Genomic DNA, 24,390 nt, shown 5'->3' on the forward strand with positions numbered 1-24,390 from the left:
TTGGTTCGATGACTACAATTCTTATCACCCGCACAGTGCGTTGGGATATTTGCCACCGACCGTGTTCAGGGAAAAACAATCGGTAACTTGAATATACCGACGGTACTGGATTACAGGGTCAAGACCACCATCAGCCAAGACATGTTCAAGTTTTGGCCAGAACCCAATTTCAAAGACCTGGTGTTTTTCTTCGCGGCAGCCATCACCATCATGTTTGGGTCGATTCCACAACAAGATGTGTTTCAACGCGTGATGTCTGCCAACAGCGTCAAGGCCGCCACCCACGGTCCGGTGATTGGGGGCATTTGCTACATCTTGTTTGCGTTTGTGCCGATGTTCTTGGTGGTCAGCGCCATGCTCATCATGCCCGAGAAGGCCACCGCCTTGATGGCCGAAGACCCCCAAAAAGTGTTGCCTACTTTGGTGATGGAGCACATGCCGTTTGTCATGCAGGTGCTGTTTTTCGGGGCCTTGTTGTCGGCCATCAAGTCGTGTGCCTCGGCCACCTTGCTCGCGCCCAGTGTGACCTTCACCGAAAACATTTGGCGTCAGTTCCATCCTCACCAAAGCGACAAGCAAGAGTTGCGCGCCATGCGGGTGACCGTGCTGGTGTTCAGCGTGTTGGTGCTGTGCTATGCCATTGCGATGCAAGGCACCTCGATTTATGAAATGGTGTCTGAGGCCTACCAAGTGCCGTTGGTGGGGGCTTTCGTGCCGTTGGTGTTCGGCCTGTATTGGCCGCGTGCCACCACTCAGGGGGCGGTTTTTGCCATCGTGTTGGGCTTGTTGACCTGGGGCTTGTTCATGTTCACCCCTGCAGGTCTGCAGTTTCCGGCCCAACTGGCGGGGCTGATGGCCAGCTTGGTGGGCATGCTCGGGGGGTCTTTGGGGCCACAAACCATTCGCAACGCCCACGCCAGTCACCACAAACTGGTGACCTCCTGAGCCAGTTTGCGTGGCGCCCTGCGCCTGTGTGCTGGGGGGCTTGAAGACAGGGCCACCGCCTATAATTGCGGGTTTTACTCATCCTTTAGCCATGCCTATCTACGCCTACAAATGCGGGTCCTGCGGCCATGCCAAGGACGTTTTGCAAAAAATCTCTGATGCCCCTCTGACCGATTGTCCAGAGTGCGGCAAACCTACGTTTACCAAACAGCTCACCGCTGCGGGCTTTCAGCTCAAAGGGTCGGGTTGGTACGCCACCGATTTCAAAGGCGGCTCGGGCGGCACTTCTGCGCCTCCGGTTGCACCTGCTGGCGGCGCTGATACCTCGGCCGCACCCTCAGCAGCCCCCAGTTCGGGCGACAGCACGGCTGCCAGCGCGCCGGCTGCTGCTGGTGGTTGTGGCGCTTCGTGCGCCTGCCATTGAACTTTTTGCACCTTCACCACCACGCACACCATGCCACTTAAAAAATACCTGCTCGCCGGCCTGTTGGTCTGGACGCCTTTGGCCATCACGGTCTGGGTGCTGACTTGGTTGGTCGGTGTGATGGACGGCATGTTCATCAACACCGTGTCGTCCTTGGTGTCACACGAGACTTTGGTTGAACTGCGTGACATCACCGGTTTGGGCATGGTGCTGGTGTTTTTGGGGTTGCTGATCACCGGGGCTTTGGTGTCTAACGTGGCAGGACGCTGGTGGGTCAAGCAGTGGGACAAGTTGTTCACCCACATCCCAATCGTCAAGTCCATTTACACCAGTGTCAAAAAAGTATCGGACACCTTGTTTTCCAGCAATGGGAATGCGTTTCGGCAAGCCTTGTTGGTGCAATACCCGCGTGCAGGGGTGTGGACCATTGCATTCCAAACAGGCACCCCCAGCGGTGAGATCGCAGACAAACTGCCTGGCGACTACGTCAGCGTGTATGTGCCCACCACACCCAACCCCACCAGCGGCTTCTTTTTGGTGGTGCCGCGCTCGGAGGTCAAAGAGCTTGACCTGAGCGTGGACGAAGCCCTGACTTATGTGATCTCGATGGGCGCTGTGTCGCCCGGTACCCCTCCAATTCAAACAAAGAGTAATTGAACATGGCAATGCGTTCCCACTATTGCGGTCTGGTGACCGAAGCCCTGACTGGCCAAACGGTGAGCCTGTGTGGCTGGGTCAACCGCCGTCGTGACCACGGTGGCGTGATCTTCATCGACTTGCGTGACCGCGAAGGCTACGTGCAAGTCGTGTGCGACCCCGACCGTCCTGACATGTTCAAGGTGGCAGAAGACGTGCGCAACGAGTTTTGTATCCAGGTCAAGGGCCTGGTGCGTTCGCGTCCTGAAGGCACCACCAATGACAACCTCAAAAGCGGCAAGATTGAAGTGCTGTGCCATGAGTTGATCGTGCTTAACGCATCGGTCACGCCCCCGTTCCAAATCGACGACGACAACCTGTCGGAGACCACGCGCCTCACGCACCGCGTGCTCGACCTGCGTCGCCCCTACATGCAAAACAACCTGATGCTGCGCTACCGCGTGTCCATGGAAGTGCGCAAGTTCCTGGACGCCAATGGGTTTGTCGACATCGAAACCCCCATGCTCACCAAGAGCACGCCCGAAGGCGCACGCGATTACTTGGTGCCCAGCCGTGTACACGACGGCCAGTTCTTTGCGCTGCCTCAGTCGCCCCAGTTGTTCAAACAGTTGTTGATGGTGGCCGGCTACGACCGCTACTACCAAATCACCAAATGCTTCCGTGACGAAGACTTGCGCGCTGACCGCCAGCCTGAATTCACCCAGATCGATATTGAAACGTCCTTCTTGGACGAACAAGAAATCCGTGACATGTTCCAAGGCATGATCACCACGGTGTTCAAGAACACCATCAACGTTGACCTGGGCGAGTTCCCCGTCATGACCTACGCCGACGCAATGCACTTGTACGGTTCGGACAAGCCAGACCTGCGCGTCAAGTTGCAGTTCACAGAAGTGACCGACGTGATGGGCGATGTGGACTTCAAAGTCTTCTCTGGCGCCGCCAACATGAAGGGTGGTCGCGTGGTGGCCCTGCGCGTGCCCCATGGCTCGGCAGAAGGCGGCGGCATCAGCCGTGGCGAGATTGATGCCTACACCGAGTTCGTCAAAATATATGGTGCCAAGGGCTTGGCTTACGTCCGCGTGAACGACCTTTCCAAAGGGCGTGACGGTTTGCAGTCGCCCATCGTCAAGAACATCCATGACGCAGCATTGAACGCCGTGCTGGAACGCTCTGGCGCACAAAACGGTGACCTGATTTTCTTTGGTGCCGACAAGGCCAAGATCGTCAACGACGCCATCGGTGCGCTGCGCATCAAAATTGGCCACAGCGAATTCGGCAAGAAAAACGGTTTGTTCGAAGACCGTTGGGCCCCGATGTGGGTGGTTGACTTCCCCATGTTCGAGTTCGACGAAGAAGCCCAGCGCTACACCGCCACGCACCACCCCTTCACGGCACCCAAAGATGGCCACGAAGACTGGATGGTCACCGCGCCCGAGAAGTGCATCTCCAAGGGCTACGACATGGTGTTGAATGGTTGGGAAATGGGCGGCGGCTCAGTGCGTATCCACCGTGCGGACGTGCAGCAAAAAGTGTTTGATGCTTTGAAGATCACGCCTGAAGAAGCCCAGCTGAAATTTGGCTTCTTACTCGACGCACTGCAATACGGCGCACCGCCACACGGTGGCTTGGCTTTTGGTTTGGACCGCATCGTCACTTTGATGACCGGTGCCGAGTCGATCCGCGATGTGATTGCCTTCCCCAAAACCCAGCGTGCGCAGTGCTTGCTGACCCAAGCGCCAAGCCCGGTGGACGAAAAACAGTTGCGCGAATTGCACATTCGCTTGCGCAATGTGGACGCAGTGAAGGCTTCATAGGCCTTGATAGGCAGGCACTTCGGTGCCAACAAAAAGGCGCTGAGTTCATTCAGCGCCTTTTTTGTTGGCGAGTCCTGTTTGTGGTTTACAACGTCGCGTCTAAATTCAGCACACTCGCCAGTGGTACATCGCGCGGTGCTTCGTAATCGGCCACTAGCCACGCGCGGTGGGGGCGATCAGCAGCCTCACGCAAGAAGTCTTTGATCACACGAATAGACGCTAGGTCAAGCCCGCCAAACGGTTGATCCAGCAACGTGACGGTGGCCCCCGATGTCAGCGCGGCAATCACCATCACTTTGCGCCGGCTGCCTGTGGACAGCATGTTCAAACGTTTGTGGCGGTGTGTGTGCATGTCCAGCGCGTGTGCCAACTCGTCTTGCAATGCGTCGCTCCAGTTGGGGTAGCGCTTGCGCAGCGCATCCCAGCAGGCTTGCACGGTGGTGTGGTCATGTGCGGTTGCTTGCAGGTCAGTCCAGAACACGCCACCGGCGGGCACCGTCACCGAGCCACTGGTTGGCGGCATATCACCAGCCAACAACCGCAGCAGCGTGGTTTTGCCAGTGCCTTCGTCGCCGCAAATCCAACTCACACCTGGGGGGCAGTTGAAGTTGAGGTGCTCAATGATGGACAAGCCTGCAGGTCCGCCGCTCAAGTGGTGTGCTTGCAGCAAAAAAGAAGAGGTATTCATGGTGGATGTCGGCATGGTGTGATCCTATTCAACAAGTTGCCTTTGTTGAGACAACAGCATGGACTAGGATGACCTATCCATGACCACCGTATCTCTTCCTACCCAGTTCAGCCAGTTGCTACCGACAAAACGTCGACTGGCTTACAGCGACGTCGGTGACGCCAACAGCACGCAGGTGCTGTTGTGCTTGCCCGGTCTGCTGGAAACCCGCACCACGTTTGAGCCTTTGCTGCGCGCGGCGCAGACGATTCCCGATTTGCGTGTCATCAGCCTGGACCATTGCGGTCGGGGCGACTCTGACCCCTTGCCCCACGACAGCGGCTATGCGATGTCGGTGTATTTGCAAGATACGGCGCAGTTTATGCGCCAGGTGGTGATGCCAGATGGCGCACCGGTGCCTCGTATCGAGGTGCTGGGCACCAGCATGGGGGGCATCTTGGCCATGTACTTGGCGCAAGACCCGCAGTTGCAAATCAAAGGCTTGTTCCTCAACGACATTGGCTTGAGTTTGAATTGGATGGCTATCTACGGTTTGTACGGCAGCATGAAGCAAGGAGGGCGTATGCCCGCACCGCACGAGCTGGCACAACAACTGAACGTGACGGTTGGGTCAGTCGAGGCTGTGCAATCGAGCACGCACTTTGATTTGCCCCACAAGAAAGACTGGAAGGGCATGCACTTTGCGCATCTCTTAGAGACCTTCAATGGCCCGGTACGTTGGATTTATGGCGGTGAGTCGGCTGTGTGTACGCGAGAGCAACTCAACGAAATCAAGCGCGTGTTGCCGGGTAGTCCGCTGTTTTTAGTTGCCGGTGCTGAGCATCCTGCACCGTATACCGATGCAGTTTGCCAATTTGTGTTGATGGCCCTCAAGCCTGCACCCGTGGCGCATAAGAAACATTCAGAATTTACCCAACAAGAGCTGTGGGCACAGACCACCACACCCGGTCAAGACCAAGGCTTTTGGCCTTGGCTCAAACGGCGCTACCTAGGCGCCAAAGCGAAGTAACTTCTTGGGCCCTGGCTGCATGCAGCGGGTCGCTGGTGTCCATCACTTTGCTGTGGCGTGGACGAATGTCGTGCCGTCCCAGCACCTGCAGATCGGCCTGTGTGATCCAGTCCAGCAGCTCTTCACGGCTGCGTAGGCCCAGGTGCTCTGCCAAGTCGGACAAGATGAGCCAACCTTCGCCTTGTGGCGTCAGGTGTTCGCGCAAGCCCGCCAAGAAGCCTCGCAGCATGCGACTGCCTTCGTCATACACCGCATGTTCAATGGGCGAGCTAGGTCGCGCGGGCACCCAAGGTGGGTTGCACACGACCAAGGGTGCTTGGCCTGGGGGAAATAAATCGGTTTGCAGCAGTTCAACCTGCGTCACCTTCAAGCGCTGCAAGTTCTCACGGGCACAAGCCAGTGCACGCGGGTCTTGGTCTGTGGCAACCACACACCGCACGCCGCGTCGTGCCAGCACAGCAGACAGCACACCGGTGCCGACGCCAATGTCAAATGCCAATTGCGTGTCGGGCAGTGGGGTGTTGGCCACCAAGTCCACATATTCGCCACGGATGGGGGAGAACACGCCGTAATAGGGGTGGATGCGGTTGTTGGGAGGCTCTCCCAAGGCCGTAATTTCTACGCCTTTTTTGCGCCACTCGTGCGCGCCCACCACGCCTAAGAGTTCGCGCAATGACACCATGCAGCCTTTACCGTTGCTTGGCCCCCAGGCTTCTTGGCAGGCCACGCGCAAGTCGGGTGCGCGGCGCAAGGGAATGCTGTAGTCAGCGTTGAACGGCACCAGCACCATGCCCAGTGTGCGGGCGCGTTGGCCCAAGGCTTGGCGGTGCAAGTGAAAGCTTTGTGCGGCTGTGGGGTGTGTTACTGGTGTTTTGGCGGCTTTGCGTGGCTTGCGGTCCGCGCGCCTGACCAAGGCTTGCAGCAGTTGGCGCGCGTTGTGAAAGTCGCCTTGCCATAACAAACCCGTGCCTTCACAGGCCAAACGGTAAGCCGCATCTGCATTGAGGGTGTCGTCTGCCAGCACCACGCGCCGGGGGGCTGGTGCGCCGCTTTCAGCGCGCCAATTCAAAGATAAGGGGTCTGTCAAAAGGGGGAGATTTCTAGGGGGTGTTTTTCCAGTACCAAGTCAGACCCAGTTGCCAGCGTTTGCTGTCGGGTTCATACCAATACTTTCCGTTCATTATCACTTGGTCGGAGTCTGCCAAGTGGGTGTAGCGCAGGTAAGGTGTGACCACGTTGCGCGAGTCCAGGCTGTAGTCCCAACTGATTTGCGCGTATGTGCCATGTTTTTGGGTGTTGGTCACGTCTTGCTTGCCATTGCCGGTTTCTGACAAACGTGAAATGTGCTGGCCACGTAACAAGATGCCGGTGTCTATTTGCCACGCGTTGCTGCTCACCCAACGCAGAGGCAACCACAGTTGGACCGCTTGTCGTTCGTAACCTGCGCTGCCTGTGCTGGTCGTGCCGCGTAAATCGTTCCACAAGGTGTGGATGCCTAAGCCCGCATACAACCCCTCGGTATTGCCTGTGCCGGGCAGCACACGGGTCATGCTGCGCCAGCGCGACTCAATGTTGATGACACGATCCATGGCGCCCGTTTTGTCGCTGCTGTAATGTTGCTGACCGACAAACAAGTCTCCTTCGCCAAGCAAACCCGCCTGTTTGCCCAGGCTCAGTGTTCTGACGTGTAGCCCCAGCTCAGGTCCATGCAGTTGCATTTCGGGTTCTTTGTAATGGTTCATTCCGACACTGGTAGACCATTTATGCTCGGGGGGCTCAGCCCTTGAGTTTTCAGTAAAAATGGTAAAAACAGTACCGAATATGAAATGTAAAGCTTTTTTCATTTCTGATTTTTAACACAAATTAATTAAATTGTATCAATTTCTTTAATTATTATTTATTTTATATATATCATTGAATATTCATGAAAACCTTCAAAATCGCTACTTACAACATTCACAAAGGTGTGCAGGGCTTGGGGCCAGCACGTCGTTTGGAGATTCACAACCTTGGCCATGCGGTTGAGCAATTCGATGCAGACATCGTGTGCCTGCAAGAGGTGCGAGCCTTCAACCGCTTGCATGCACGCCGCTTTGTGCATTGGCCTGACATGGGGCAAGCAGATTTTTTAGCCCCCGAGGGTTACACCGCGATCTACCGAACCAATGCCATCACCAAGCACGGTGAACATGGCAACGCGTTGTTGAGCCGTTGGCCTGTGGTCGACCACAGCCATGAAAACATGTCTGACCATCGCTTTGAACAGCGTGGTTTGCTGCACGTCACCTTGCAAGTTCAAACGCGTGATGTGCATGTCATCGTGGTGCATTTGGGCTTGTTGCCTGCCAGTCGCGTGCGGCAGGTCAAACAATTGCAAAGCTACATCGCACGCGAGGTTCCCGCAGACATGCCGGTGCTGGTGGCGGGCGACTTCAACGATTGGGGCAACACGGTGTCTCGCATGATGGCTGAATTCGGGTTTCAAGGGCACCTGGGTGCGTCGGCACCGACCTATCCCTCACGTTTGCCATTGGTTCAACTGGACCACGTGTATGCGCGGGGCGTGCAGGCTGTGAACAGCGTCACGCCACAAGGCAACATCTGGGCCCGTATGTCAGATCACCTGCCCTTGTTGGTCGAATTTGCCTGGGATGCTGCCTGATGCAACAACACGCGGCACACGACATTTGCTTGCTGCGTGGTGCGGTGGACTTGTTCCCTGCACTGATTGAGGCCATGGATAGCGCCCAACACGAAGTGCGTTTGGAGACCTATATTTTTGACACGGCGGGCGCTGCGGCAGACGTTGCACATGCCATGGTGCGTGCGGCAGCGCGCGGGGTGTCTGTCTGCTTGGTGGTCGACGGCGTGGGCACGCGCGAGCTGCCTGAAGTTTGGCGCCAGCGCTTTGAACGCGCGGGGGTGCAATGTCGCGTGTATGCGCCCTTGAGTGGCGGCGGCTTGTGGCTCCCCAGCCACTGGCGACGTTTGCATCGCAAGCTGTGTGTGGTGGACCGCGAGCTGGCCTTTTGTGGCGGCATCAACATCCTCGATGACTTCTTGGACCCACATGTGAAGGGCTTGCTGGCAGTGGCCAGGCTGGATTACGCGGTCAGCCTGCGGGGGCCTTTGGTTGACGCCGTGCACGACACCATGACACAGCTTTGGTCACGCTTGGAGGCCGTGCGCGAATTGCGCAGCAAAGATGTGGTGGGCGCGTTGGATGCTTTGTTGAGTGCTGATCAGACCGTGCAGTTGTCAACCCGAGGCACCGCGCAACTGGTGTTGCGTGACAACGTGCGCCACCGTGTCCACATAGAGCGCGCTTACCGCAAAGCGATTGGTGTGGCACACCAAGACATTGTGCTGGCCTGTGCCTATTTCTTTCCGGGGCTGCGCTTGCGTCGTGCCCTGGTGATGGCTGCGCAGCGCGGTGTTCGTGTGCGCTTGCTGCTGCAAGGGCACTACGAGTACTTTTTGCCTTACCACGCCTCTCGTCAGTTGTATGGCCAGCTGTTGGCGGCAGGGGTAGAGATTTATGAGTACCACGCCAGCTTCTTGCATGCCAAAGTGGCCGTGGTCGATGGGGTTTGGGCCACGGTGGGCTCGTCCAATCTCGACCCTTTGAGTTTGCTGCTGGCGCGTGAAGCCAATGTCGTGGTGCGTGATGCCACGTTGGCCCAAACCCTGCAAGCCAGTGTGGTGGATGCCATGGACACAGGTTCCGTCAAGGTCGATCCACAGGCTTATGTTCAGCGTGGTTGGTGGCAGCGCGCCGTGGACATGATGGCCTCTTTGGTCTTGCGCTTTGGGGTGTTTTTGACGGGCAAGCGGTACTGACTGTGGGGCTTTACGTTCGCTGCTACCATGCTCGCCATGAATGAGAAAGACACCTTCGAAGGCACGCCCGTTTCGGTCAAGATTCGCGAGCGTTTGACCGCCGCGCGCAAGCGCTACCACTCCAACGACAACATTGCCGAGTTCATCCAACCTGGTGAGTTGGAGGCCTTGCTCAACGAGGTCGAAATCAAGATGCAAGGCGTGCTCGACAGTCTGGTCATTGACACCGAGCATGACCACAACACGGGCGACACTGCCCGTCGTGTGGCCAAGATGTACTTGCAAGAAGTCTTCAAGGGGCGTTACCTCACGGCTCCTGCCATCACCGAATTCCCCAACGCCGAACACCTCAATGAGTTGATGATCGTCGGGCCCATCACCGTGCGCAGCGCATGCAGCCACCACTTTTGCCCGGTGATCGGCAAGATCTGGATTGGTGTGTTGCCCAACGAACGTACCAACGTGATCGGCTTGTCTAAATACGCGCGCTTGGCCGAATGGGTCATGGGGCGTCCTCAAATTCAAGAAGAGGCTGTGGTGCAACTGGCTGACTTGATCCAAGAAAAAACACAGCCCGATGGCTTGGCCATCGTCATGGAAGCCAGCCACTTTTGCATGTCTTGGCGCGGTGTCAAAGACATGGACAGCAAGATGATCAACTCGGTCATGCGCGGTGCTTTCTTGAAAGACCCCAACTTGCGCCGTGAGTTTTTGTCTCTGATTCCTAAAAAGGACTGATGCCATGCTGGTTCGTTTGTTGTATGTGAGCCGTGCGGTGCACCCTGAGTCGCCCGAAGCCACCGAGTCCATCTTGGCCAGTGCGCGTGACCACAATCTTGGCAACGGCATCACCGGTGTGTTGTGCTATGGCGGGGGCATTTACCTGCAAGCCATTGAGGGCGGGCGCAACCAAGTCAACGCGCTCTATACCCACATCGTGCGCGATGAGCGTCACAAAGACGTGGTCTTGCTCAGTTACCAAGAAATCAGCGAACGCCGTTTTGGTGGATGGACCATGGGTCAGGTGCGACTGGACAAACTCAACCCCTCCATCGTGCTCAAGTACTCTGAAACCGCAGAGCTCGACCCCTACGGCGTGTCGGGCCAAGTGTCGTTTGCGCTGCTGGAAGAGTTGATGGCCACCGCGTCCATCGTCGGCCGCGCCTGAACACGCCTTGCAGTTTGGCCGGCATGAGTGCCTCGCCTGTTTTGCTGGGCTGCGACTTCAGCAGCAGCCCCTCTCCACGTAAACCCATCGTGTTGGCCCTGGGCCATGTGGCGCAAGGTCGGGTTCAGTTGCGCGAGCTGGTGCGCTTGCACACCCTGCCAGACTTTGCCAATTGGCTGCAACAACCGCAGGCTTGGGTGGGTGGTTTTGATTTGCCTTTTGGCTTGCCGCGTGAACTGGTGCAGACCTTGGGCTGGCCGACCGATTGGCAAGCCTGCATGCAGCACTATGCCGCCCTGAGTCGTGCCGACATCCGCGCGACCTTCAAAGCCTTTTGCGATGCACGCCCTGTGGGCGGCAAATTTGCCCATCGCGCCACTGACATACCGGCGGGCTCCAGCCCTTCCATGAAGTGGGTCAACCCGCCTGTGGCCTACATGCTGCACGCCGGTGTGCCTTTGCTCATGCAAGCTGGTGTGTGTGTGCCACGCTTGCATGTGCCTGCCCCCGTGAGTCACCCATCTGTAGAGCGACGCATTGCCTTGGAGGCCTACCCTGGCTTGTTGGCGCGAGAGCTGATTGGCAATACCAGCTACAAAAGCGACGACAAAGCCAAGCAAACCCCTGAGCGCTTGATTGCCCGCAAGCAACTGTTGCAGGCCCTGGAGTTGGGCCAGACCCGCTTGGGTCTTCGCCTCAAACTCACCCACGCCCAACACGACACCTTGGTAGACGACGCCTCCGGCGACAGCTTGGATGCTGTGCTGTGCATGGTGCAAGCTGCATGGGCTCAGACGCAGCACGAAGCAGGGCACCCGCACTATGGCTTGCCTGCGTGTGATCCGCTGGAGGGGTGGATCGTCACCGCCTGAGCTGCCTGTGCGTCAGCGCTCGGTTTCCAGGTCAGGAATTCGATTGAAGGCAATGCGCATCGGCGCGGTGTCCAGCGCCTCGTGTGCGCTGGCAAAGTACACCGCATTCTTGCCATGCGTGCGGTTCAAGATGTCCATTGCCGCCATCAGGCGAGTGCGGTCACGCTGCACGGCGCGGTTTTGCCCGGTGTGTCCCGGTGCCGCGCCAAGCTCAAACGCCGGAGCGTCAAACAAATCGGGTGTGTGTTGCGCCGCGGGCACCAGCCCACACAGCTGCACCCCCACGGCCAGGGGACGGGGCAAACGATGCAAGCCACTGAACCACAGTTGCTCCAGGGCATGCAGCAGCGTGGCGGTGTCTTGTGTTTCACCCATCTGTGTGTAGCGCTCGCCACCCGGCTCGGTTTGCCAGCGGTGGGCGCAACGTGCAAACACCTGCATGGCCGTGGCATAAAAACCTTGTTTGCGCAGCCGCATGGCCGCCTTTTGCGTCAGGCGGTTCAGCACCTGCCATGCCCCTTGCGGGTTGCGCAGCTCAGGCGGCAACACATGCGAATGCCCGAGCGAGCGCGTCACGGTTTCGCGTGGCCCATACCACTGACCACGCAGCTTGTCGTACATGTCTGACCCCGCCAAACCGCCCCAGGCGGTGTGCAGCACATTGCGCGGGGCGGCATACAACTGCTGCATCGACTCAATGCCGCAGCGTGCCAAACGCTCGCGCATGCGTGGGCCAATGCCTTGAATGTCAGACAGCTTGAGCGGGTACAAGCGCTCAGGCAACTCGTGCAGTTCAATCACCGTCAATCCGTTGGGCTTATGCATGTCAGATGCCAACTTGCCGAGCATGGTGTTGGGCGCAATGCCAATTGAGCTGCGCAAACATTCGCCCACCGTGCGTTGCACCTCGGCCTTCACTTGCTGCGCCAGGGCCACAGCGCGGTCACGCTCGCGCCAGCGGCCTGTCAACTCGCACTCCATCTCGTCAATGCTCAGCACCTGTCGCACTGGCACGATGCGGTCAACGGCAGCCACGGCCTGGTGGTGAATCTCCACGTACTTGGCGTGGTCGGCCAGCACAAAGTGAATGTCGGGGCACAAGCGGCGCGCTTCGGCTACGCCGGTGCCGGTGCGAATGCCAAACGTCTTGGCCTCCACGCTGGCTGCAATGCAGCACGACGTCTCGGCCATCACGGGCACCACGCCTACTGCCCGACCGCGCAGTGCAGGGTTGAGCTGCTGCTCAACCGAGGCGAAATAGCTGTTGAAGTCGACGAAGAGGGTGCGGAGCATCTGCCCATGATACTGTATTTAAATACAGTATCATGGTGTCAAATGTGCCACTCTTCGGTGAAGTCATCCACCCGCTGCAAGGCATGAATCGCCTCTGCATCGGTGCGGTACATGCGCAAGCCCGCGTGGGGTTGCAAGCAGCCTGCACGGTGCAACACGGTTTCGACGGGCAGCTTCATGCCGCTGATGTGCAGGGTGATGCATCGCTCCGCCAGCATGGCTTCGAGCTTGGCTAGGCTCTCCACACCCGTGGCGTCAATGCGGTTGATCGGCTGGGCAAACAGGCAGACATGATGCACGTCGTGGTGGTGGCTCAGGTGCTCCACCACCGCTCTCTCCAATGAGCTGGCCGCGGCAAAGTCCAACTCGGCATCCATGCGCAGGGCATAGAGCTGTGGGGCCAAGGGGGGCAGTTTCCACAAGTGGCGGTCGCGCAGGCTGCCATCGGCATGCAAGCCCACTTCGATGATGCGTGGGTGCAAACGCGTGTGCAAGAAGTGGCTCAAGCCCATCAGCATGCCAGCCAACACGCCCCAATACAAACGCGGCGCCGACAGCAGGGTGATCACCAAGGTCACGACCGCCGTGGCGGCTTCGACTCGGTTGATGGTGTACAGCTTCACAAACGCGCGTGGCTTGATCAACCCCATCACGGCCGCCACCACAATCGCTGCCAACACCGACTGCGGCACGGGTTGTAGCACCGAGGTGAACCACAGCAAGATCAGCAAAATCACGCCGACAGAAAACACCGTCGCCCACGCAGACTGTGCGCCTGCGTACAGATTCAAGGCCGAACGCGAAAACGAAGAACTGGTGGGAAACGCGCCACACAAACCCGAGGCCACTTTGCCCAAGCCTTGGCCAATCAGGTCTTGGTCTTGGTCCCAGCGTTTGCCACTGCGGTCGTTGTCGACCTTGGCACTCGAGGCGGTTTCTAAAAAGCTCACCAGGGTGATCACCAGCGTGGGCAACACCAAGTGTTTGAAGGTTTCCCAGTCCAACACCGTGGGCCAGTACACACTGGGCAGACCTTGCGGCAAGGCACCCACCACCGCTGTGCCTTGGGCCGGTAAGTTCAGCCCAGCGCTCACACCCGCAGCACCTAAAACCACCACCAGCACGGTGGGAAACGTGGGGCGCCAGCGGCGTGCCCACACCAGCAGCACCAAGGTCACCAGCCCAAACAGCAAGCTGGCCCCGTCGATGTGCTGCGGCTGCCACAGCGATGACCAACCGTGCGTGAGGCCCAGCAGCGCGGGCAGTTGCGAGACAATGATCAGCACACCTGCCCCTTGCGTGAAGGCCATCAACACGGGGGAGCTGACCAAATTCAACAGCCAGCCAAAACGCGCAAACCCCAAGCCCACTTGCAGCAAACCCGTCATCAGCGACAGCCACACGGTGAGGTTGACCCACTCGGCGCTGCCCGGCTCGGCCATGCCTGTGAGCGAAGCCGACACCAAGATGGCGGTGAGGGCGGTGGGCCCGACCGACAAGCGGCTTGACGCGCTGAACAGCACCGCCACCAGCGCCGGAATGAGCGAGGCATAAATGCCCGTGATCAAGGGCATGCCCGCCAGCGCGGCATAGGCCACGCCTTGTGGGATGACCATCAAGCCCACACTCAAGCCGGCAAAGGCCTCGCTGTGTAGCAGTTGTGGGGTAGGGCGAGGCCAGTTTAAAAACGGAAACCAGTGTTTCAAATCACGCATGGGTCGATCCTAACTGGGGGCTGTATCAACGGCTGCCTCTCGATGTCTGTGAGCGACGCTGCCAAATCTTCGGTGGTCAATGGCGTCCAATATGTCGTGATGCAAAAACTCAGAACTCTCTATCGGTTGCGCGCCTGCGTGGGCGTGGTTTGCCTATGGGCGGGGGTGACGCTGGCCAGCGTTGAGCGAGCTTGGGTCGGTGTGGTCACGCATGTCAGCGACGGTGACACCGTGTGGGTGCAGTCGGTCCAAGGAGGTGAGGTGCACAAGGTGCGCTTGCTGGGTATTGACGCCCCAGAGATTTGCCAAACCTGGGGCCCTCAATCGCGTGATGCCTTGCATGCTTTGTTGCAAGGCCAAACGGTCGAGGTGTTGGGCCACCACCGCGACACCTATGGGCGCTTGCTGGCGCAGCTGTCACGCCAGGGCCATGACGTGGGGGCTTGGATGGTGGCGCAAGGCCATGCGTGGTCGTACAGCTACCAGCAGCAGGCGGGCGTGTATGACGCTTTACAAATGCAGGCACAAGGGCAACGCAGGGGCTTGTTTGCAGACCCACGTGCCATGCCGCCACGTTGGTTCAGGAAGCGCTTTGGCGCTTGCCCTTGACGCGTCAATTCAATGGGCGTGGCTGCACACCGGGCAGCTGGGGTTGCGCTGCAAGCGCACCTCGTTCCATTCCAGGCTGCGTCCGTCGAGCATTTGCAAACGGCCCGTCAGGCGTGAACCCAACCCCGCCAGTAATTTGACGGTTTCCATGGCCTGCAAGCTACCGATCACGCCTACCAAAGGCGCGAGCACCCCCAGGGTGGCGCAACGCACTTCTTCAGGGGCTTCGTCGGGCGGGAAGATGCAGGCGTAACAGGGCGACTTGGCGTCGCGTGCGTCGTACACCGCCAGTTGTGAGTCCATGCGAATTGCCGCGCCCGACACCAGGGGCACGCGGTGTTTCACGCAGGCTGCGTTCACCGCTTGGCGAGTGGCGAAGTTGTCGCAGCAGTCCACCACCACTTGCACGGTGGGTACCAAGGCGTCGAGTTCTGTGGCGTCGAGCTTGTGTGCCAAAGCGCTCACGCGCACCTCGGGGTTCAAGGCCTGCATGGCTTGGGTGGCCGAGGCCACCTTGCTCATGCCGACACGCTCGGTGGTGTGGGCGATTTGGCGTTGCAGGTTGGTGAGGTCCACCACATCATGATCAGCAATCGTGATGTGGCCCACACCCGATGCCGCCAGATACATCGCCACTGGAGAGCCCAGCCCACCTGCGCCGACGATCAAGGCATGGCTGTCGAGCAAGCGTTGTTGGCCCTCCACACCGAGGTCATCCAACAGGATGTGGCGCGAGTAGCGCAGCAGTTGGTCGTCGTTCACGGCAGGCTCACCCGTGTGTCACTTGTCTTTGGCTTCCACGACAGGAGGGCGCTCGGTTTGTGTTTTGCTAGCCAACACAGGCAGTCCTTTGAGACGCTGGATGGCCTGTTGCAACTGGAAGTCCTTGTCGCTGCCAAACTCGGGCGGGCGGCGTTCGCTGTTGGGTTTTTTGGACTCTTCTTCCAAGCGCTTGATGGCTTCTTCACGCGCCTTTTCGCGCTCTTTTTCTTGTTCTTTCGTGGCTTCATTGCCCTGGCCGCTTTGCAGGTGCTTGTCGAGGTCGGCCTCACGCATGCGCAAGATGGCATACGGACTGCCCTCTGCGGTGTCATCTAACAGCACATCGGGCACGATGCCTTTGGCCTGGATAGAGCGTCCGCTGGGGGTGTAGTAGCGCGCGGTGGTGATCTTCAGGGCAGTGTCTGTGCCTAACTGGCGCACGGTCTGCACCGAGCCCTTGCCAAAGGTTTGGCTGCCCATGATGGTGGCGCGTTTGTGGTCTTGCAGCGCACCTGCCACGATCTCGCTGGCCGAAGCCGAGCCTTCGTTCACCAACACCACCAGCGGCACATTTTTGTAAATACCTTTGGTGTTTTGTTGCAGGCGGGCAATCGGGTCGGCATTGCCACGGCGGTAAAACTCGGGCGAGGCTTTGTAGGCAAATTTACTTTCAGCCATTTGACCGTTGGTTGATACCACGGTCACGTTCTCTGGTAAGAACACAGCCGACACGGCCACTGCAGCATCCAGCAAACCGCCTGGGTCGTTGCGCAGGTCAAGCACCAAGCCTTTGAGCTTGGGTTCTTGCTTGTAAATCTCTTCGAGTTTTTTGGTGAAGTCTTCTACCGAGCGTTCTTGGAACTGGCTCAAACGAATCCAGCCCAGCCCAGGCTCAATCACTTTGCCCTTGACGCTTTGAGTTTTGATTTCCTCGCGCACGATGGTCACAGGGAAGGTGCGGTTCTCGTCTTTGCGGAAGATGGTCAACAGCACTTTGGTACCAGGCTCACCGCGCATGCGTTTCACGGCGTCATTGAGCGACAGGCCCTTGACCACGGTGTCATCAATCTTGGTGATCAGGTCGCCCGACTTCATGCCAGCTCGGAAAGCTGGGGAGCCTTCGATGGGGGACACCACCTTGACCAGACCCTCTTCCTGGGTGATCTCAATGCCCACGCCCACAAAACGACCCGTGGTGCCTTCGCGGAACTCTTTGAAAGTTTTCTTGTCGTAGTACTGCGAGTGTGGGTCCAGGCTGGCCACCATGCCAGTGATGGCGTCGTTGATGAGTTTTTTCTCGTCCACGGCCTCGACGTAATCGCTCTTGACCATGCTGAACACAGCGGCGAGTTGTTGCAACTCTTCCAGCGGTAGTGGTGCCATGTTGGCGCGTGCCGTGGTTTGCAGTGACACGGTGGTGAGTGCCCCGGTCAATGCCCCGACGGTGATCCAACCTGCGATCTTGAGTTTGTGGCCCATGGTGCCCTTGCGTGTAGACGTGATGTAAGAGAGGCTCAATATACAACGCGCCCGCACGGCGCATTGTGTCTGGCAGGTAATTAGCCTTTGCCTTGTGAGGCCACTGCGGCAGCCGCTTTGGCGGCGGCTTGTGCGTCACCCAGGTAGTAGTGGCGAATGGGCTGGAGGTTCTCGTCAAGCTCATACACCAAGGGAATGCCATTGGGGATGTTCAGCCCCACGATGTCTTGGTCGGAGATGTTGTCCAGGTACTTCACCAAAGCGCGGATCGAGTTGCCGTGTGCGGCCACCACAATCCGTTTGCCTGCCTTGATGGCCGGTGCCATCGATTCGTTCCAGAACGGCATCACGCGCTCCACGGTGTCTTTCAAACACTCGGTCAGCGGCACTTGTTCCGGCGCGAGCTTGGCGTAGCGCGGGTCGCTGCGTTCGCTGCGGGGGTCGGTGGCTTCTAGCACCGGTGGGGGCGTGTCATAGCTGCGACGCCAGATCAGCACCTGGTCTTCGCCGTACTGCTTGGCCATGTCGGCTTTGTTCAAACCTTGCAAGCCGCCGTAATGGCGCTCGTTGAGTCGCCAGCTTTTGACCACGGGCAGCCAGGTGCAGTCCATTTCTTCCAACGCCAGGTACAGGGTACGGATGGCGCGTTTCAACACGCTGGTGTAGGCCACATCAAATTGAAAACCTTCCGCCTTGAGCAGACGACCCGCGTTTTGCGCTTGGGCGATGCCGGTGGGGGTTAAGTCCACATCGGTCCAGCCGGTGAAGCGGTTTTCAAGGTTCCAGGTGGATTCGCCGTGGCGGATTAAAACGAGCTTGTACATAGGGTGTTTTGAAACAAAGTCAGCTAAAGGAGTGGGCTGATTTTAGAATGCCGTCCTGACACTGATTTTTTTACTACAACTTCTCCTGAACTGGACCCCCCGTGAAATTTATCCTCGACAACTGGATGTTGATTGCTGTTGCGCTGACCAGCGGCTTCTTTTTGCTGCTGCCCGTGGTGCAAGATGCAGCGGGCTCTGGCCTGTCGCCTACGCAAGCGGTGCAATGCATGAACCGCGAAAAAGGCGTGGTCATTGATGTGTGTGGCGACGACGAGTTTGCCGCTGGTCACGTGTCGGGTGCTGTGCATGTGCCCCTGGACCAACTGGAAGCGCGTTTGCCCGCCGTGGTCAAGAACAAAAGCGTGCCGTTGATCATGATGTGCGCCTCGGGCGTCCGCTCCAAACGCGCCCAGGCTGTGGCACAAAAACTGGGCTATGAGAAGGTGCATTCGTTGCAAGGTGGGCTGAAAGCTTGGAAAGAAGCTAATCTTCCCGTCACCAAAGCTTGAATTTTTAAAGAAAGACCCTCATGCAAGCCGTCAAGATGTACACCACCGCTGTTTGCCCTTACTGCGTTCGGGCCAAACAAATTCTTCAAGCCAAAGGCGTGGCACATATCGAAGAAGTGCGTGTCGACACCAACCCTGACGAGCGCATGCGCATGATGGACCTGACGGGTCGACGCACCGTCCCTCAAATCTTCATTGGCGACACCCACGTGGGCGGTTGTGACGACTTGATCGCTCTCGACAGCCAAGGCGGTTTGGTGCCTTTGCTGCAATCTTGAGCTGACATAATCGGCGCCATCCCGATTTGCTGCCCGCTTCGGTGTTCGCCGACGCGGGCTTTTTTGTACAAGGAAAAAAATGTCTGACGACCTCACCCCCGTGTTCCAAATTCAGCGCGTCTACTTGAAAGACCTGTCGTTGGAGCAACCCAACTCACCCGCCATCTTGACGTCACAAGAGCAGCCTTCCGTGGACATTCAGTTGGGCGTTGGCATGGAACAAGTGGCCGACGGCGTGGTGGAAGTGACCGTCACCGCCACCGTGACCACCAAGCTGCAAGACAAAACCGTGTTTTTGGTGGAAGCCAAGCAAGCCGGTATTTTTGAAATCCGCAACTTGCCGGAAGACCAAATGGGTGCTGTGGTGGGTATTGCTTGTCCGCAAATCGTCTACCCCTACCTGCGTGGCAACGTGGCCGATGTGATTCAACGCGCTGGCTTCCCACCTGTGCACTTGGCGGAAATCAACTTCCAGGCCATGTACGAGCAGCAACAAGCTGCGGCACAGTAATCTTTGACCGATAGACCGCGATGAAAATCGCCGTTTTGGGCGCAGGTGCATGGGGCACTGCCTTGGCCATCCATGCGGGCCATCAACATGACGTCACCTTGTGGGCGCGTGATGCGGCCCAAGCGCAAGCCATGCACACCACCCGTGTGAATGCACGCTACTTGCCCGACATGCCGTTCAGCCCGGGTTTGCAGATCTCTTCACAAGCTTTGGGCGCCTGGGTCACCACACAAGACTTGGTGGTCATTGGGGCCCCCATGCGTGCATTGCGCGGTATGCTGTCTGAGTTGGCGCCTTTGTTGGGCGCACAGGTGCCTGTGGCTTGGTTGTGCAAAGGCTTTGAGGCCGCCCCGAACGGGGTGGGCAGTATGGCCCACGAGGTGTGTGCCCAGGTGGCACCCGCCTTGCGCGGAGGGGCCTTGAGTGGGCCGAGCTTTGCGCAAGAAGTGGCACGTGGCCAGCCCACTGCCTTGGTGGCCGCCAGTGGGTATGCGGATGTGCGCGAAGGCTTGGTGCAAGCCTTTCACAACAGCAGCTTGCGGGTCTACGCCAACGACGACATCGTAGGTGTCGAAGTCGGTGGTGCGGTGAAAAACGTCTTGGCCATAGCCACCGGTTTGTGCGACGGCTTGCAGTTGGGGCTCAACGCCCGTGCGGCCCTGATCACCCGTGGTTTGGCTGAAATGACCCGCTTAGGGTTGGCCTTGGGTGCCAAGACCGAAACCTTCATGGGCCTGTCGGGCTTGGGCGACTTGGTGCTCACCGCCACGGGCGATTTGAGCCGCAACCGCCAAGTGGGTTTGGCGCTGGCCCAGGGCCTGAGCTTGCAACAAGCGGTGGATTCGTTGGGCCATGTGGCCGAAGGTGTGTACAGCGCCCGCACCGTGGTGCAGCGGGCCGGTGCCTTGGGTGTAGAGATGCCCATTGCACAAGCTGTGGTGGCCTTGCTCGATGGCCAGATCAACCCGCAGCAAGCTGTGGCTCTGTTGATGGGGCGCGGGGCCAAAGGCGAGTAAAAGCGTTAAGAAGTAGTTGAAAGCGCACCCGAGCTTGTCTGTCAAGCCAACCGCGCAATCTGCTTGCTGGCGCTGTACATATGCGCGGCCAGTGCATCGATACAAATTTCAAAGTCAGCGCTGAATTGACTGCTTGCACGCAGTGCCGCCAGATAACTTTGCGCCATCGCTTGTGCAGTGCGCCAATGGTCGTTGCGAACGCTGGCATGCAGCGTGATCGCTGGTACTGTGTCGGGCAGCTTGCCGCTGCTGCTGGGCGCAAAGGCCATGGGCGTCATGTCGTAAGCAGGGGCGATGCTGTAAGGCCTGCCATGCTCAGACACCCACGACAAGTTGCCTGCGTGCATATCTGTGTTGCCCATCAAAGCCCCAAACGCCCACAGCACTTCGGCGGTCTCGGCTGCTTCGGGTGTGACCGCGCCCAGCGCTGCCAGTCGCTGCGTAACCACCGGCCAAGGATGGTGCGCGGCACCCACAAACTCTGCATCTAAAGCGGCCAGCGACACCACGGCCTTGCGGCCCAACGTGCCCACGCGGTCAAAGCGCGCCACCTCTAAAAAGCGTTGGCCCTCAAAGTCCACCACAGAAGACTGGGCGGCAGCCATACCCGCTTGACGCAAGGTGGTGAGCGCGATGTGCTCAGCCAACAAAAGGTCTCGCCAGCGTTGGCTTACCGGGCTAGGGAGCTTTTCGCTGAACTTCACCATCACATGCTGGGGGCCTTCGTTTGTTTCGGCGTAGGCGGTGAACTTCGGCTGTTCGCCCCCCGCAGAAGAACCGGGTGACTCACCCTGCGACGCACCTACGGCCATGCTGGCGTAGGCCTGCGCTTTGTTGGTCTGGGTCAAGCACACGGGCTCCGGCATGGCAATGAACTTGTCGCGTGCAATGCTGCCTAGGAGCAGGTTTCCCACCAAGTCGTGCCCATGTACCAGCAGGGCACGCACGGCGTGGCTGTCGGTCCATTCTTTGAGTGTGCTTGGCAGCCCCAAGGAGGCACCGTAGCGCGCCGCGTAAGCGCGGCCTAAGTAGCCTTGAGGCCGCATGTCCAGCAGCCACCATGGCAAGCCGTCGCTGTGCACCTGCAACCCATCGGCTTGCGTGAACACAAACCCATCAGGCCGCACGGGTGTGAGCACGCCCAGCGCTTTGAGCTTGCCATTGGCATCCACACGAAACACGGGCACATCGCCAAAACCACGGCCTGTGTCACGCAGCACATAGCGGGAACCTTTTTTCTGCCCGATCTTCATCACTTCGTCATCCATGGCCGCCAGCGCACGTGTGGCTGTGGGCTGGCTGATGCCAATTTCCTTTGCCATCTGCGTGCCCGACTTGGGGCCTTCTGCTAGGCGCAGGCGCAGGAGTTCGGCGTGGGTGGACATAGGGTCTTTTTGAGTGAAATTTTGAATTAAAATTGAATCATAAAATAAAAAATAAATTTAGCCACAATTGATGTGGCGCAAGTGTTCTTGTCGAGAGCGTTTGCAGACAGGCTCGTACTTGTGCTGTTAAGGCTGTTGTCAATTAGCCCAGTCTTTATCGGATTTGTGGAAGATATTGCCGTTTGTTTTATCACACAGGTTTTGCGCAATACGTTACGTTGGGCTTCATATGGTGGCATCCGTCACAACTATCCTTTTGCAGGCGCTTAGCACGTTCGTCATCGCCGTGTTCAGCACATGGCTCACGATAAGGCTCTCCCAAAGAAAGTTCCGGGCCGAGCGTCTCTGGGATCGTAAGGCCGTTGCTTATGAACGTGTGATTGAGGCTTTTCACAAGGCCAAGAGGTTCTCCTCTGAGAATCTAGACGCGGTCTATGAGGGCCGCGAGGTACTGGAGGAAAGAAACATAGAGCTTCGTACCTTAGCCAAGGAAGCACGAGAAGAGATTCGTCGTGCTGCCGAGATTGGGAGCTTCTCACTGTCCGAGCTTGCGCTGAAAATCGTCACAAACTACGAAGCCGAACTTGGCGATACAAAGGGAATCATCATGTGGCACGACTATCTTGACCATGACTACGCAGTGACAGATCGAGCGTTGAAAAGCTTCATTGCCGAAGCAAAGCGTGACCTCGATCAGTGAAGCCTGCCCCTTCACCCAATCCAATTCCTAACGGCAAGTCACTAGGCCAAACAATGAAGAATTTAACGCGCCATACCCAAGATTGGTAGCTTTCCGATGGTGCCACCTTAGGACCCCTCAAACCTCCAAGTTATCAATCAACCGCGTCTTACCCAACTTGGCCGCACCCAACACCACCAACGGCTCTGCACAGGGCCCGGTGATGGGCGACAGGTCGTGCTGGCGGCGCACGGTCAGGTAGTCGGGCACCCAATCGCGCGCGCGCAGCGCTTGCATGGCTGCTTCTTCGGCGACAGCCACATCAAGCGCCCCTTTGGCGTTGCCGTCTCGAACCGCAGCAGCCAGGCTTTTGAGGGCGAGTGAGAGCTGCACAGCTTCGGTCAATTCAGCCTCGCTCAGGTAGCCGTTGCGTGAGCTCAGGGCCAAGCCATTGGCTGCACGACGCGTTTCACCGCCGATGATGTCGATGGGCAAGGCCATTTGTTGCACCATGCGGCGAATCACCATCAGCTGCTGGTAGTCCTTCTTGCCGAACACGGCGATGTCGGGTTGCACGCAGTTGAACAGCTTGTGCACCACGGTGCTCACGCCGACAAAAAAACCGGGGCGAAAAGCGCCTTCCAACATATCGGCCAATTCGGCTGGCGGGTGCACCTTGAACACCTGAGGTTCGGGGTACAGGTCTTTCTCGGACGGGGCAAACAGCACGTCGCAGCCGTTGGCGGCGAGCAGTTCGCAGTCGCGCTCAAAGGTACGGGGGTAGCTGTCAAAGTCTTCGTGCGGTGCAAACTGCAAGCGGTTGACAAAAATACTCGCCACCGTCATGGCGCCAGGCCCACCCGCACGCGCATCCACGGTGTGGCGTGCCATGCGCATCAGCTCCAGGTGTCCGTCGTGCAGGTTGCCCATGGTGGGCACAAAGGCGCGCAGCGTGGCGGGCTTCAAGGTGCGGCGCAAGTCTGCAATGGTGTGAATGATTTGCAAGGGGTGCTCCTTACCAAGCGTGCTTGGCGTTGACGGGAAAGCTGCCATCCTTGACGGCTTTCACATAGGCGGCGATGGCTTCTTGCACACCGCTGCTGCCGTGCATGAAGTTACGCACAAACTTTGGGTTTTTGCCCAGGTTGACGCCCAGCATGTCGTGCATCACCAGCACTTGGCCTGCGGTGCCGTTGCCCGCCCCAATGCCGATGGTGTGGCAACGCGGCAGTGCCTGTGTGAGTGCGGTGGACAGTGCCTCGGGCACCATCTCCAGCACCAACATGGTGGCGCCTGCGTCTTGTAATTCGAGTGCGTGTTGGCGAAGTTGCTTGACACTTTCGTCGCCACGGCCTTGCACGCGGTAGCCGCCCAAGGCGTGCACGGTTTGCGGTGTCAGCCCCAAGTGCGCGCACACCGGAATGCCGCGTTCCACCAAAAAACGCACGGTCTCGGTGGTCCAGCCACCACCTTCGAGTTTGACCATGTGGGCGCCCGCTTGCATCAGCACGCAGGCGCTGCGTAGCGCCTCTTCGCGCGAGGCGTGGTAGCTGCCAAAGGGCAGGTCGCCAATGATCCAGGCGGTGCCTTGTACGCGTTGCAAGCCACGCGCCACGCTCTCCACGTGGTAGCGCATGGTCTCCAGCGACACGCCCACGGTGCTGGCCAAGCCTTGACAAACCATGCCCAACGAGTCGCCCACCAAGATGCACTCCACACCCGCTGCGTCAGCCACGGCGGCAAAGGTGGCGTCGTAGGCCGTGAGCATGGCAATTTTTTCGCCGCGTGCGCGCATCTCGTTCAAGCGCGGCAGGCTGATGGGCTTGCGTGCGGACACCGGAGAGGCGGGGGGCAAGGTGCCGTAAGGCGTGGCGTTGGTGGTGTGGCTCATGGGGTATGTTGGCAAGAAG

27 protein-coding genes and 1 pseudogene are annotated in these 24,390 nt (G+C 58.5%); 17 read left to right on the forward strand and 11 right to left on the reverse strand.

The annotated features are described in order from the left end of the window. The 5 genes and pseudogenes from B9Z39_RS17275 to aspS form a co-directional block, all read left to right on the forward strand. A partial coding sequence (locus B9Z39_RS17275) for an integrase core domain-containing protein (RefSeq protein WP_143474155.1) occupies nucleotides 1–91 on the forward strand: 91 nt, incomplete at its 5' end. A 41-nt stretch (nucleotides 92–132) separates the two neighbouring features. Further along, nucleotides 133–945: pseudogene (locus B9Z39_RS11695) on the forward strand (sodium:solute symporter); the annotation flags it as partial. Between the two features lie 91 nt (nucleotides 946–1,036). Further along, nucleotides 1,037–1,369: an FmdB family zinc ribbon protein gene (locus tag B9Z39_RS11700; RefSeq protein WP_100146304.1), complete on the forward strand. Its 333-nt coding sequence runs from the start codon at nucleotides 1,037–1,039 to the stop codon at nucleotides 1,367–1,369. Nucleotides 1,370–1,399: 30 nt separating this feature from the next. Further along, nucleotides 1,400–2,026 (forward strand): DUF502 domain-containing protein, encoded by a 627-nt coding sequence (locus B9Z39_RS11705; RefSeq protein WP_108301864.1) that lies wholly within the window; start codon nucleotides 1,400–1,402, stop codon nucleotides 2,024–2,026. Between the two features lie 2 nt (nucleotides 2,027–2,028). Continuing rightward, on the forward strand, nucleotides 2,029–3,843 hold the full coding sequence (aspS, locus tag B9Z39_RS11710) for an aspartate--tRNA ligase (protein WP_100146306.1): 1,815 nt from the start codon (nucleotides 2,029–2,031) through the stop codon (nucleotides 3,841–3,843). Nucleotides 3,844–3,928: 85 nt separating this feature from the next. On the opposite strand, the gene B9Z39_RS11715 is transcribed toward aspS, so the two are convergent. Beyond that, entirely contained in the window at nucleotides 3,929–4,531 is a 603-nt protein-coding gene (locus B9Z39_RS11715) for an ATP-binding cassette domain-containing protein (protein ID WP_233248992.1), read from the reverse strand. Nucleotides 4,532–4,610: 79 nt separating this feature from the next. On the opposite strand from B9Z39_RS11715, the gene B9Z39_RS11720 reads away from it, so the two are divergent. Continuing rightward, nucleotides 4,611–5,540, forward strand: a complete 930-nt coding sequence (locus B9Z39_RS11720; protein ID WP_108301866.1) for an alpha/beta fold hydrolase — start codon at nucleotides 4,611–4,613, stop codon at nucleotides 5,538–5,540. Here the strand turns inward: B9Z39_RS11720 and B9Z39_RS11725 are convergent. Next, nucleotides 5,506–6,627 carry a class I SAM-dependent methyltransferase gene (locus B9Z39_RS11725; protein WP_108301867.1) on the reverse strand — a complete coding sequence of 374 codons (1,122 nt, stop codon included), beginning with the start codon at nucleotides 6,625–6,627 and terminating at the stop codon, nucleotides 5,506–5,508. The genes B9Z39_RS11720 and B9Z39_RS11725 overlap by 35 nt on opposite strands. A 13-nt stretch (nucleotides 6,628–6,640) precedes the next feature. Continuing rightward, nucleotides 6,641–7,282, reverse strand: a complete 642-nt coding sequence (locus tag B9Z39_RS11730) for a hypothetical protein (RefSeq protein ID WP_100146310.1) — start codon at nucleotides 7,280–7,282, stop codon at nucleotides 6,641–6,643. Between the two features lie 182 nt (nucleotides 7,283–7,464). Here B9Z39_RS11730 and B9Z39_RS11735 point away from each other — a divergent pair, with 182 nt between their 5' ends. The 5 genes from B9Z39_RS11735 to B9Z39_RS11755 are packed head-to-tail and all read left to right on the forward strand — an operon-like array spanning nucleotide 7,465 to nucleotide 11,420. Then, entirely contained in the window at nucleotides 7,465–8,202 is a 738-nt protein-coding gene (locus B9Z39_RS11735; protein WP_100146311.1) for an endonuclease/exonuclease/phosphatase family protein, read from the forward strand. After that, nucleotides 8,202–9,380 (forward strand): cardiolipin synthase ClsB, encoded by a 1,179-nt coding sequence (gene clsB, locus B9Z39_RS11740; RefSeq protein ID WP_100146312.1) that lies wholly within the window; start codon nucleotides 8,202–8,204, stop codon nucleotides 9,378–9,380. Before B9Z39_RS11735 ends, clsB begins: the two co-directional genes overlap by 1 nt. A 36-nt stretch (nucleotides 9,381–9,416) precedes the next feature. Beyond that, a complete protein-coding gene (folE, locus tag B9Z39_RS11745; protein WP_233202572.1) occupies nucleotides 9,417–10,118 on the forward strand; it encodes a GTP cyclohydrolase I in 702 nt (233 codons plus the stop codon). A 4-nt stretch (nucleotides 10,119–10,122) separates the two neighbouring features. After that, on the forward strand, nucleotides 10,123–10,548 hold the full coding sequence (locus B9Z39_RS11750; protein ID WP_100146314.1) for a BLUF domain-containing protein: 426 nt from the start codon (nucleotides 10,123–10,125) through the stop codon (nucleotides 10,546–10,548). A 23-nt stretch (nucleotides 10,549–10,571) separates the two neighbouring features. Beyond that, nucleotides 10,572–11,420, forward strand: coding sequence for a DUF429 domain-containing protein (locus B9Z39_RS11755; RefSeq protein ID WP_100146315.1), 849 nt, complete (start codon nucleotides 10,572–10,574; stop codon nucleotides 11,418–11,420). Between the two features lie 12 nt (nucleotides 11,421–11,432). Here B9Z39_RS11755 and B9Z39_RS11760 read toward each other — a convergent pair whose 3' ends face one another. Then, entirely contained in the window at nucleotides 11,433–12,713 is a 1,281-nt protein-coding gene (locus B9Z39_RS11760; RefSeq protein WP_100146316.1) for a DNA-directed DNA polymerase, read from the reverse strand. Nucleotides 12,714–12,751: 38 nt separating this feature from the next. Continuing rightward, nucleotides 12,752–14,428: a SulP family inorganic anion transporter gene (locus B9Z39_RS11765; protein WP_100146317.1), complete on the reverse strand. Its 1,677-nt coding sequence runs from the start codon at nucleotides 14,426–14,428 to the stop codon at nucleotides 12,752–12,754. 42 nt (nucleotides 14,429–14,470) lie between these two features. Here B9Z39_RS11765 and B9Z39_RS11770 point away from each other — a divergent pair, with 42 nt between their 5' ends. After that, entirely contained in the window at nucleotides 14,471–15,037 is a 567-nt protein-coding gene (locus B9Z39_RS11770; protein WP_233202573.1) for a thermonuclease family protein, read from the forward strand. 9 nt (nucleotides 15,038–15,046) lie between these two features. Here the strand turns inward: B9Z39_RS11770 and B9Z39_RS11775 are convergent, their stop codons facing one another. The 3 genes from B9Z39_RS11775 to gpmA form a co-directional block, all read right to left on the reverse strand. Beyond that, the gene (locus tag B9Z39_RS11775) at nucleotides 15,047–15,799 is read right to left on the reverse strand and encodes a molybdopterin-synthase adenylyltransferase MoeB (RefSeq protein ID WP_100146318.1); all 753 of its coding nucleotides are present in this window, start codon (nucleotides 15,797–15,799) and stop codon (nucleotides 15,047–15,049) included. A gap of 18 nt (nucleotides 15,800–15,817) precedes the next feature. Continuing rightward, nucleotides 15,818–17,278 carry a S41 family peptidase gene (locus B9Z39_RS11780; protein ID WP_100146485.1) on the reverse strand — a complete coding sequence of 487 codons (1,461 nt, stop codon included), beginning with the start codon at nucleotides 17,276–17,278 and terminating at the stop codon, nucleotides 15,818–15,820. A gap of 80 nt (nucleotides 17,279–17,358) precedes the next feature. Then, the gene (gpmA, locus tag B9Z39_RS11785; RefSeq protein WP_100146319.1) at nucleotides 17,359–18,102 is read right to left on the reverse strand and encodes a 2,3-diphosphoglycerate-dependent phosphoglycerate mutase; all 744 of its coding nucleotides are present in this window, start codon (nucleotides 18,100–18,102) and stop codon (nucleotides 17,359–17,361) included. Nucleotides 18,103–18,203: 101 nt separating this feature from the next. Between gpmA and B9Z39_RS11790 the strand changes: the two genes are divergently transcribed. The 4 genes from B9Z39_RS11790 to B9Z39_RS11805 all read left to right on the forward strand — a co-directional run bounded on the left by B9Z39_RS11790 (nucleotide 18,204) and on the right by B9Z39_RS11805 (nucleotide 20,416). Beyond that, on the forward strand, nucleotides 18,204–18,611 hold the full coding sequence (locus tag B9Z39_RS11790) for a rhodanese-like domain-containing protein (RefSeq protein WP_100146320.1): 408 nt from the start codon (nucleotides 18,204–18,206) through the stop codon (nucleotides 18,609–18,611). 20 nt (nucleotides 18,612–18,631) lie between these two features. Continuing rightward, nucleotides 18,632–18,889 (forward strand): glutaredoxin 3, encoded by a 258-nt coding sequence (gene grxC, locus B9Z39_RS11795; RefSeq protein ID WP_100146321.1) that lies wholly within the window; start codon nucleotides 18,632–18,634, stop codon nucleotides 18,887–18,889. Between the two features lie 79 nt (nucleotides 18,890–18,968). After that, nucleotides 18,969–19,400, forward strand: coding sequence for a protein-export chaperone SecB (gene secB / locus B9Z39_RS11800; RefSeq protein WP_100146322.1), 432 nt, complete (start codon nucleotides 18,969–18,971; stop codon nucleotides 19,398–19,400). 20 nt (nucleotides 19,401–19,420) lie between these two features. Next, nucleotides 19,421–20,416 (forward strand): NAD(P)H-dependent glycerol-3-phosphate dehydrogenase, encoded by a 996-nt coding sequence (locus tag B9Z39_RS11805; RefSeq protein ID WP_100146323.1) that lies wholly within the window; start codon nucleotides 19,421–19,423, stop codon nucleotides 20,414–20,416. 41 nt (nucleotides 20,417–20,457) lie between these two features. Here the strand turns inward: B9Z39_RS11805 and yjjJ are convergent, their stop codons facing one another. Further along, nucleotides 20,458–21,801 carry a type II toxin-antitoxin system HipA family toxin YjjJ gene (gene yjjJ / locus B9Z39_RS11810; RefSeq protein WP_100146324.1) on the reverse strand — a complete coding sequence of 448 codons (1,344 nt, stop codon included), beginning with the start codon at nucleotides 21,799–21,801 and terminating at the stop codon, nucleotides 20,458–20,460. Nucleotides 21,802–22,030: 229 nt separating this feature from the next. Between yjjJ and B9Z39_RS11815 the strand changes: the two genes are divergently transcribed. After that, a complete protein-coding gene (locus B9Z39_RS11815; protein WP_100146325.1) occupies nucleotides 22,031–22,501 on the forward strand; it encodes a hypothetical protein in 471 nt (156 codons plus the stop codon). Nucleotides 22,502–22,618: 117 nt separating this feature from the next. On the opposite strand, the gene panC is transcribed toward B9Z39_RS11815, so the two are convergent. Together panC and panB are read right to left on the reverse strand one after the other, a co-directional pair. Further along, on the reverse strand, nucleotides 22,619–23,485 hold the full coding sequence (gene panC / locus B9Z39_RS11820; RefSeq protein WP_100146326.1) for a pantoate--beta-alanine ligase: 867 nt from the start codon (nucleotides 23,483–23,485) through the stop codon (nucleotides 22,619–22,621). A 10-nt stretch (nucleotides 23,486–23,495) separates the two neighbouring features. After that, a complete protein-coding gene (gene panB, locus B9Z39_RS11825; RefSeq protein WP_100146327.1) occupies nucleotides 23,496–24,371 on the reverse strand; it encodes a 3-methyl-2-oxobutanoate hydroxymethyltransferase in 876 nt (291 codons plus the stop codon). Between the last annotated feature and the right edge of the window lie 19 nt (nucleotides 24,372–24,390).

The sequence above is a fragment of the Limnohabitans sp. JirII-29 genome, assembly GCF_003063395.1.
Classification (GTDB): Bacteria; Pseudomonadota; Gammaproteobacteria; order Burkholderiales; family Burkholderiaceae_C; genus Limnohabitans.

What these genes read in the sequence shown, in the direction of transcription:
- B9Z39_RS11700 (WP_100146304.1), top strand. Translation starts at nt 1,037, where the DNA reads ATGCCTATCTACGCCTACAAATGCGGGTCCTGCGGCCATGCCAAGGAC.
- B9Z39_RS11705 (WP_108301864.1), top strand. Translation starts at nt 1,400, where the DNA reads ATGCCACTTAAAAAATACCTGCTCGCCGGCCTGTTGGTCTGGACGCCT.
- aspS (WP_100146306.1), top strand. Translation starts at nt 2,029, where the DNA reads ATGGCAATGCGTTCCCACTATTGCGGTCTGGTGACCGAAGCCCTGACT.
- B9Z39_RS11715 (WP_233248992.1), bottom strand. Translation starts at nt 4,531, where the DNA reads ATGAATACCTCTTCTTTTTTGCTGCAAGCACACCACTTGAGCGGCGGA.
- B9Z39_RS11720 (WP_108301866.1), top strand. Translation starts at nt 4,611, where the DNA reads ATGACCACCGTATCTCTTCCTACCCAGTTCAGCCAGTTGCTACCGACA.
- B9Z39_RS11730 (WP_100146310.1), bottom strand. Translation starts at nt 7,282, where the DNA reads ATGAACCATTACAAAGAACCCGAAATGCAACTGCATGGACCTGAGCTG.
- B9Z39_RS11735 (WP_100146311.1), top strand. Translation starts at nt 7,465, where the DNA reads ATGAAAACCTTCAAAATCGCTACTTACAACATTCACAAAGGTGTGCAG.
- clsB (WP_100146312.1), top strand. Translation starts at nt 8,202, where the DNA reads ATGCAACAACACGCGGCACACGACATTTGCTTGCTGCGTGGTGCGGTG.
- folE (WP_233202572.1), top strand. Translation starts at nt 9,417, where the DNA reads ATGAATGAGAAAGACACCTTCGAAGGCACGCCCGTTTCGGTCAAGATT.
- B9Z39_RS11750 (WP_100146314.1), top strand. Translation starts at nt 10,123, where the DNA reads ATGCTGGTTCGTTTGTTGTATGTGAGCCGTGCGGTGCACCCTGAGTCG.
- B9Z39_RS11755 (WP_100146315.1), top strand. Translation starts at nt 10,572, where the DNA reads ATGAGTGCCTCGCCTGTTTTGCTGGGCTGCGACTTCAGCAGCAGCCCC.
- B9Z39_RS11760 (WP_100146316.1), bottom strand. Translation starts at nt 12,713, where the DNA reads ATGCTCCGCACCCTCTTCGTCGACTTCAACAGCTATTTCGCCTCGGTT.
- B9Z39_RS11765 (WP_100146317.1), bottom strand. Translation starts at nt 14,428, where the DNA reads ATGCGTGATTTGAAACACTGGTTTCCGTTTTTAAACTGGCCTCGCCCT.
- B9Z39_RS11770 (WP_233202573.1), top strand. Translation starts at nt 14,471, where the DNA reads ATGTCTGTGAGCGACGCTGCCAAATCTTCGGTGGTCAATGGCGTCCAA.
- B9Z39_RS11780 (WP_100146485.1), bottom strand. Translation starts at nt 17,278, where the DNA reads ATGGGCCACAAACTCAAGATCGCAGGTTGGATCACCGTCGGGGCATTG.
- gpmA (WP_100146319.1), bottom strand. Translation starts at nt 18,102, where the DNA reads ATGTACAAGCTCGTTTTAATCCGCCACGGCGAATCCACCTGGAACCTT.
- grxC (WP_100146321.1), top strand. Translation starts at nt 18,632, where the DNA reads ATGCAAGCCGTCAAGATGTACACCACCGCTGTTTGCCCTTACTGCGTT.
- secB (WP_100146322.1), top strand. Translation starts at nt 18,969, where the DNA reads ATGTCTGACGACCTCACCCCCGTGTTCCAAATTCAGCGCGTCTACTTG.
- B9Z39_RS11805 (WP_100146323.1), top strand. Translation starts at nt 19,421, where the DNA reads ATGAAAATCGCCGTTTTGGGCGCAGGTGCATGGGGCACTGCCTTGGCC.
- yjjJ (WP_100146324.1), bottom strand. Translation starts at nt 21,801, where the DNA reads ATGTCCACCCACGCCGAACTCCTGCGCCTGCGCCTAGCAGAAGGCCCC.
- B9Z39_RS11815 (WP_100146325.1), top strand. Translation starts at nt 22,031, where the DNA reads ATGGTGGCATCCGTCACAACTATCCTTTTGCAGGCGCTTAGCACGTTC.
- panB (WP_100146327.1), bottom strand. Translation starts at nt 24,371, where the DNA reads ATGAGCCACACCACCAACGCCACGCCTTACGGCACCTTGCCCCCCGCC.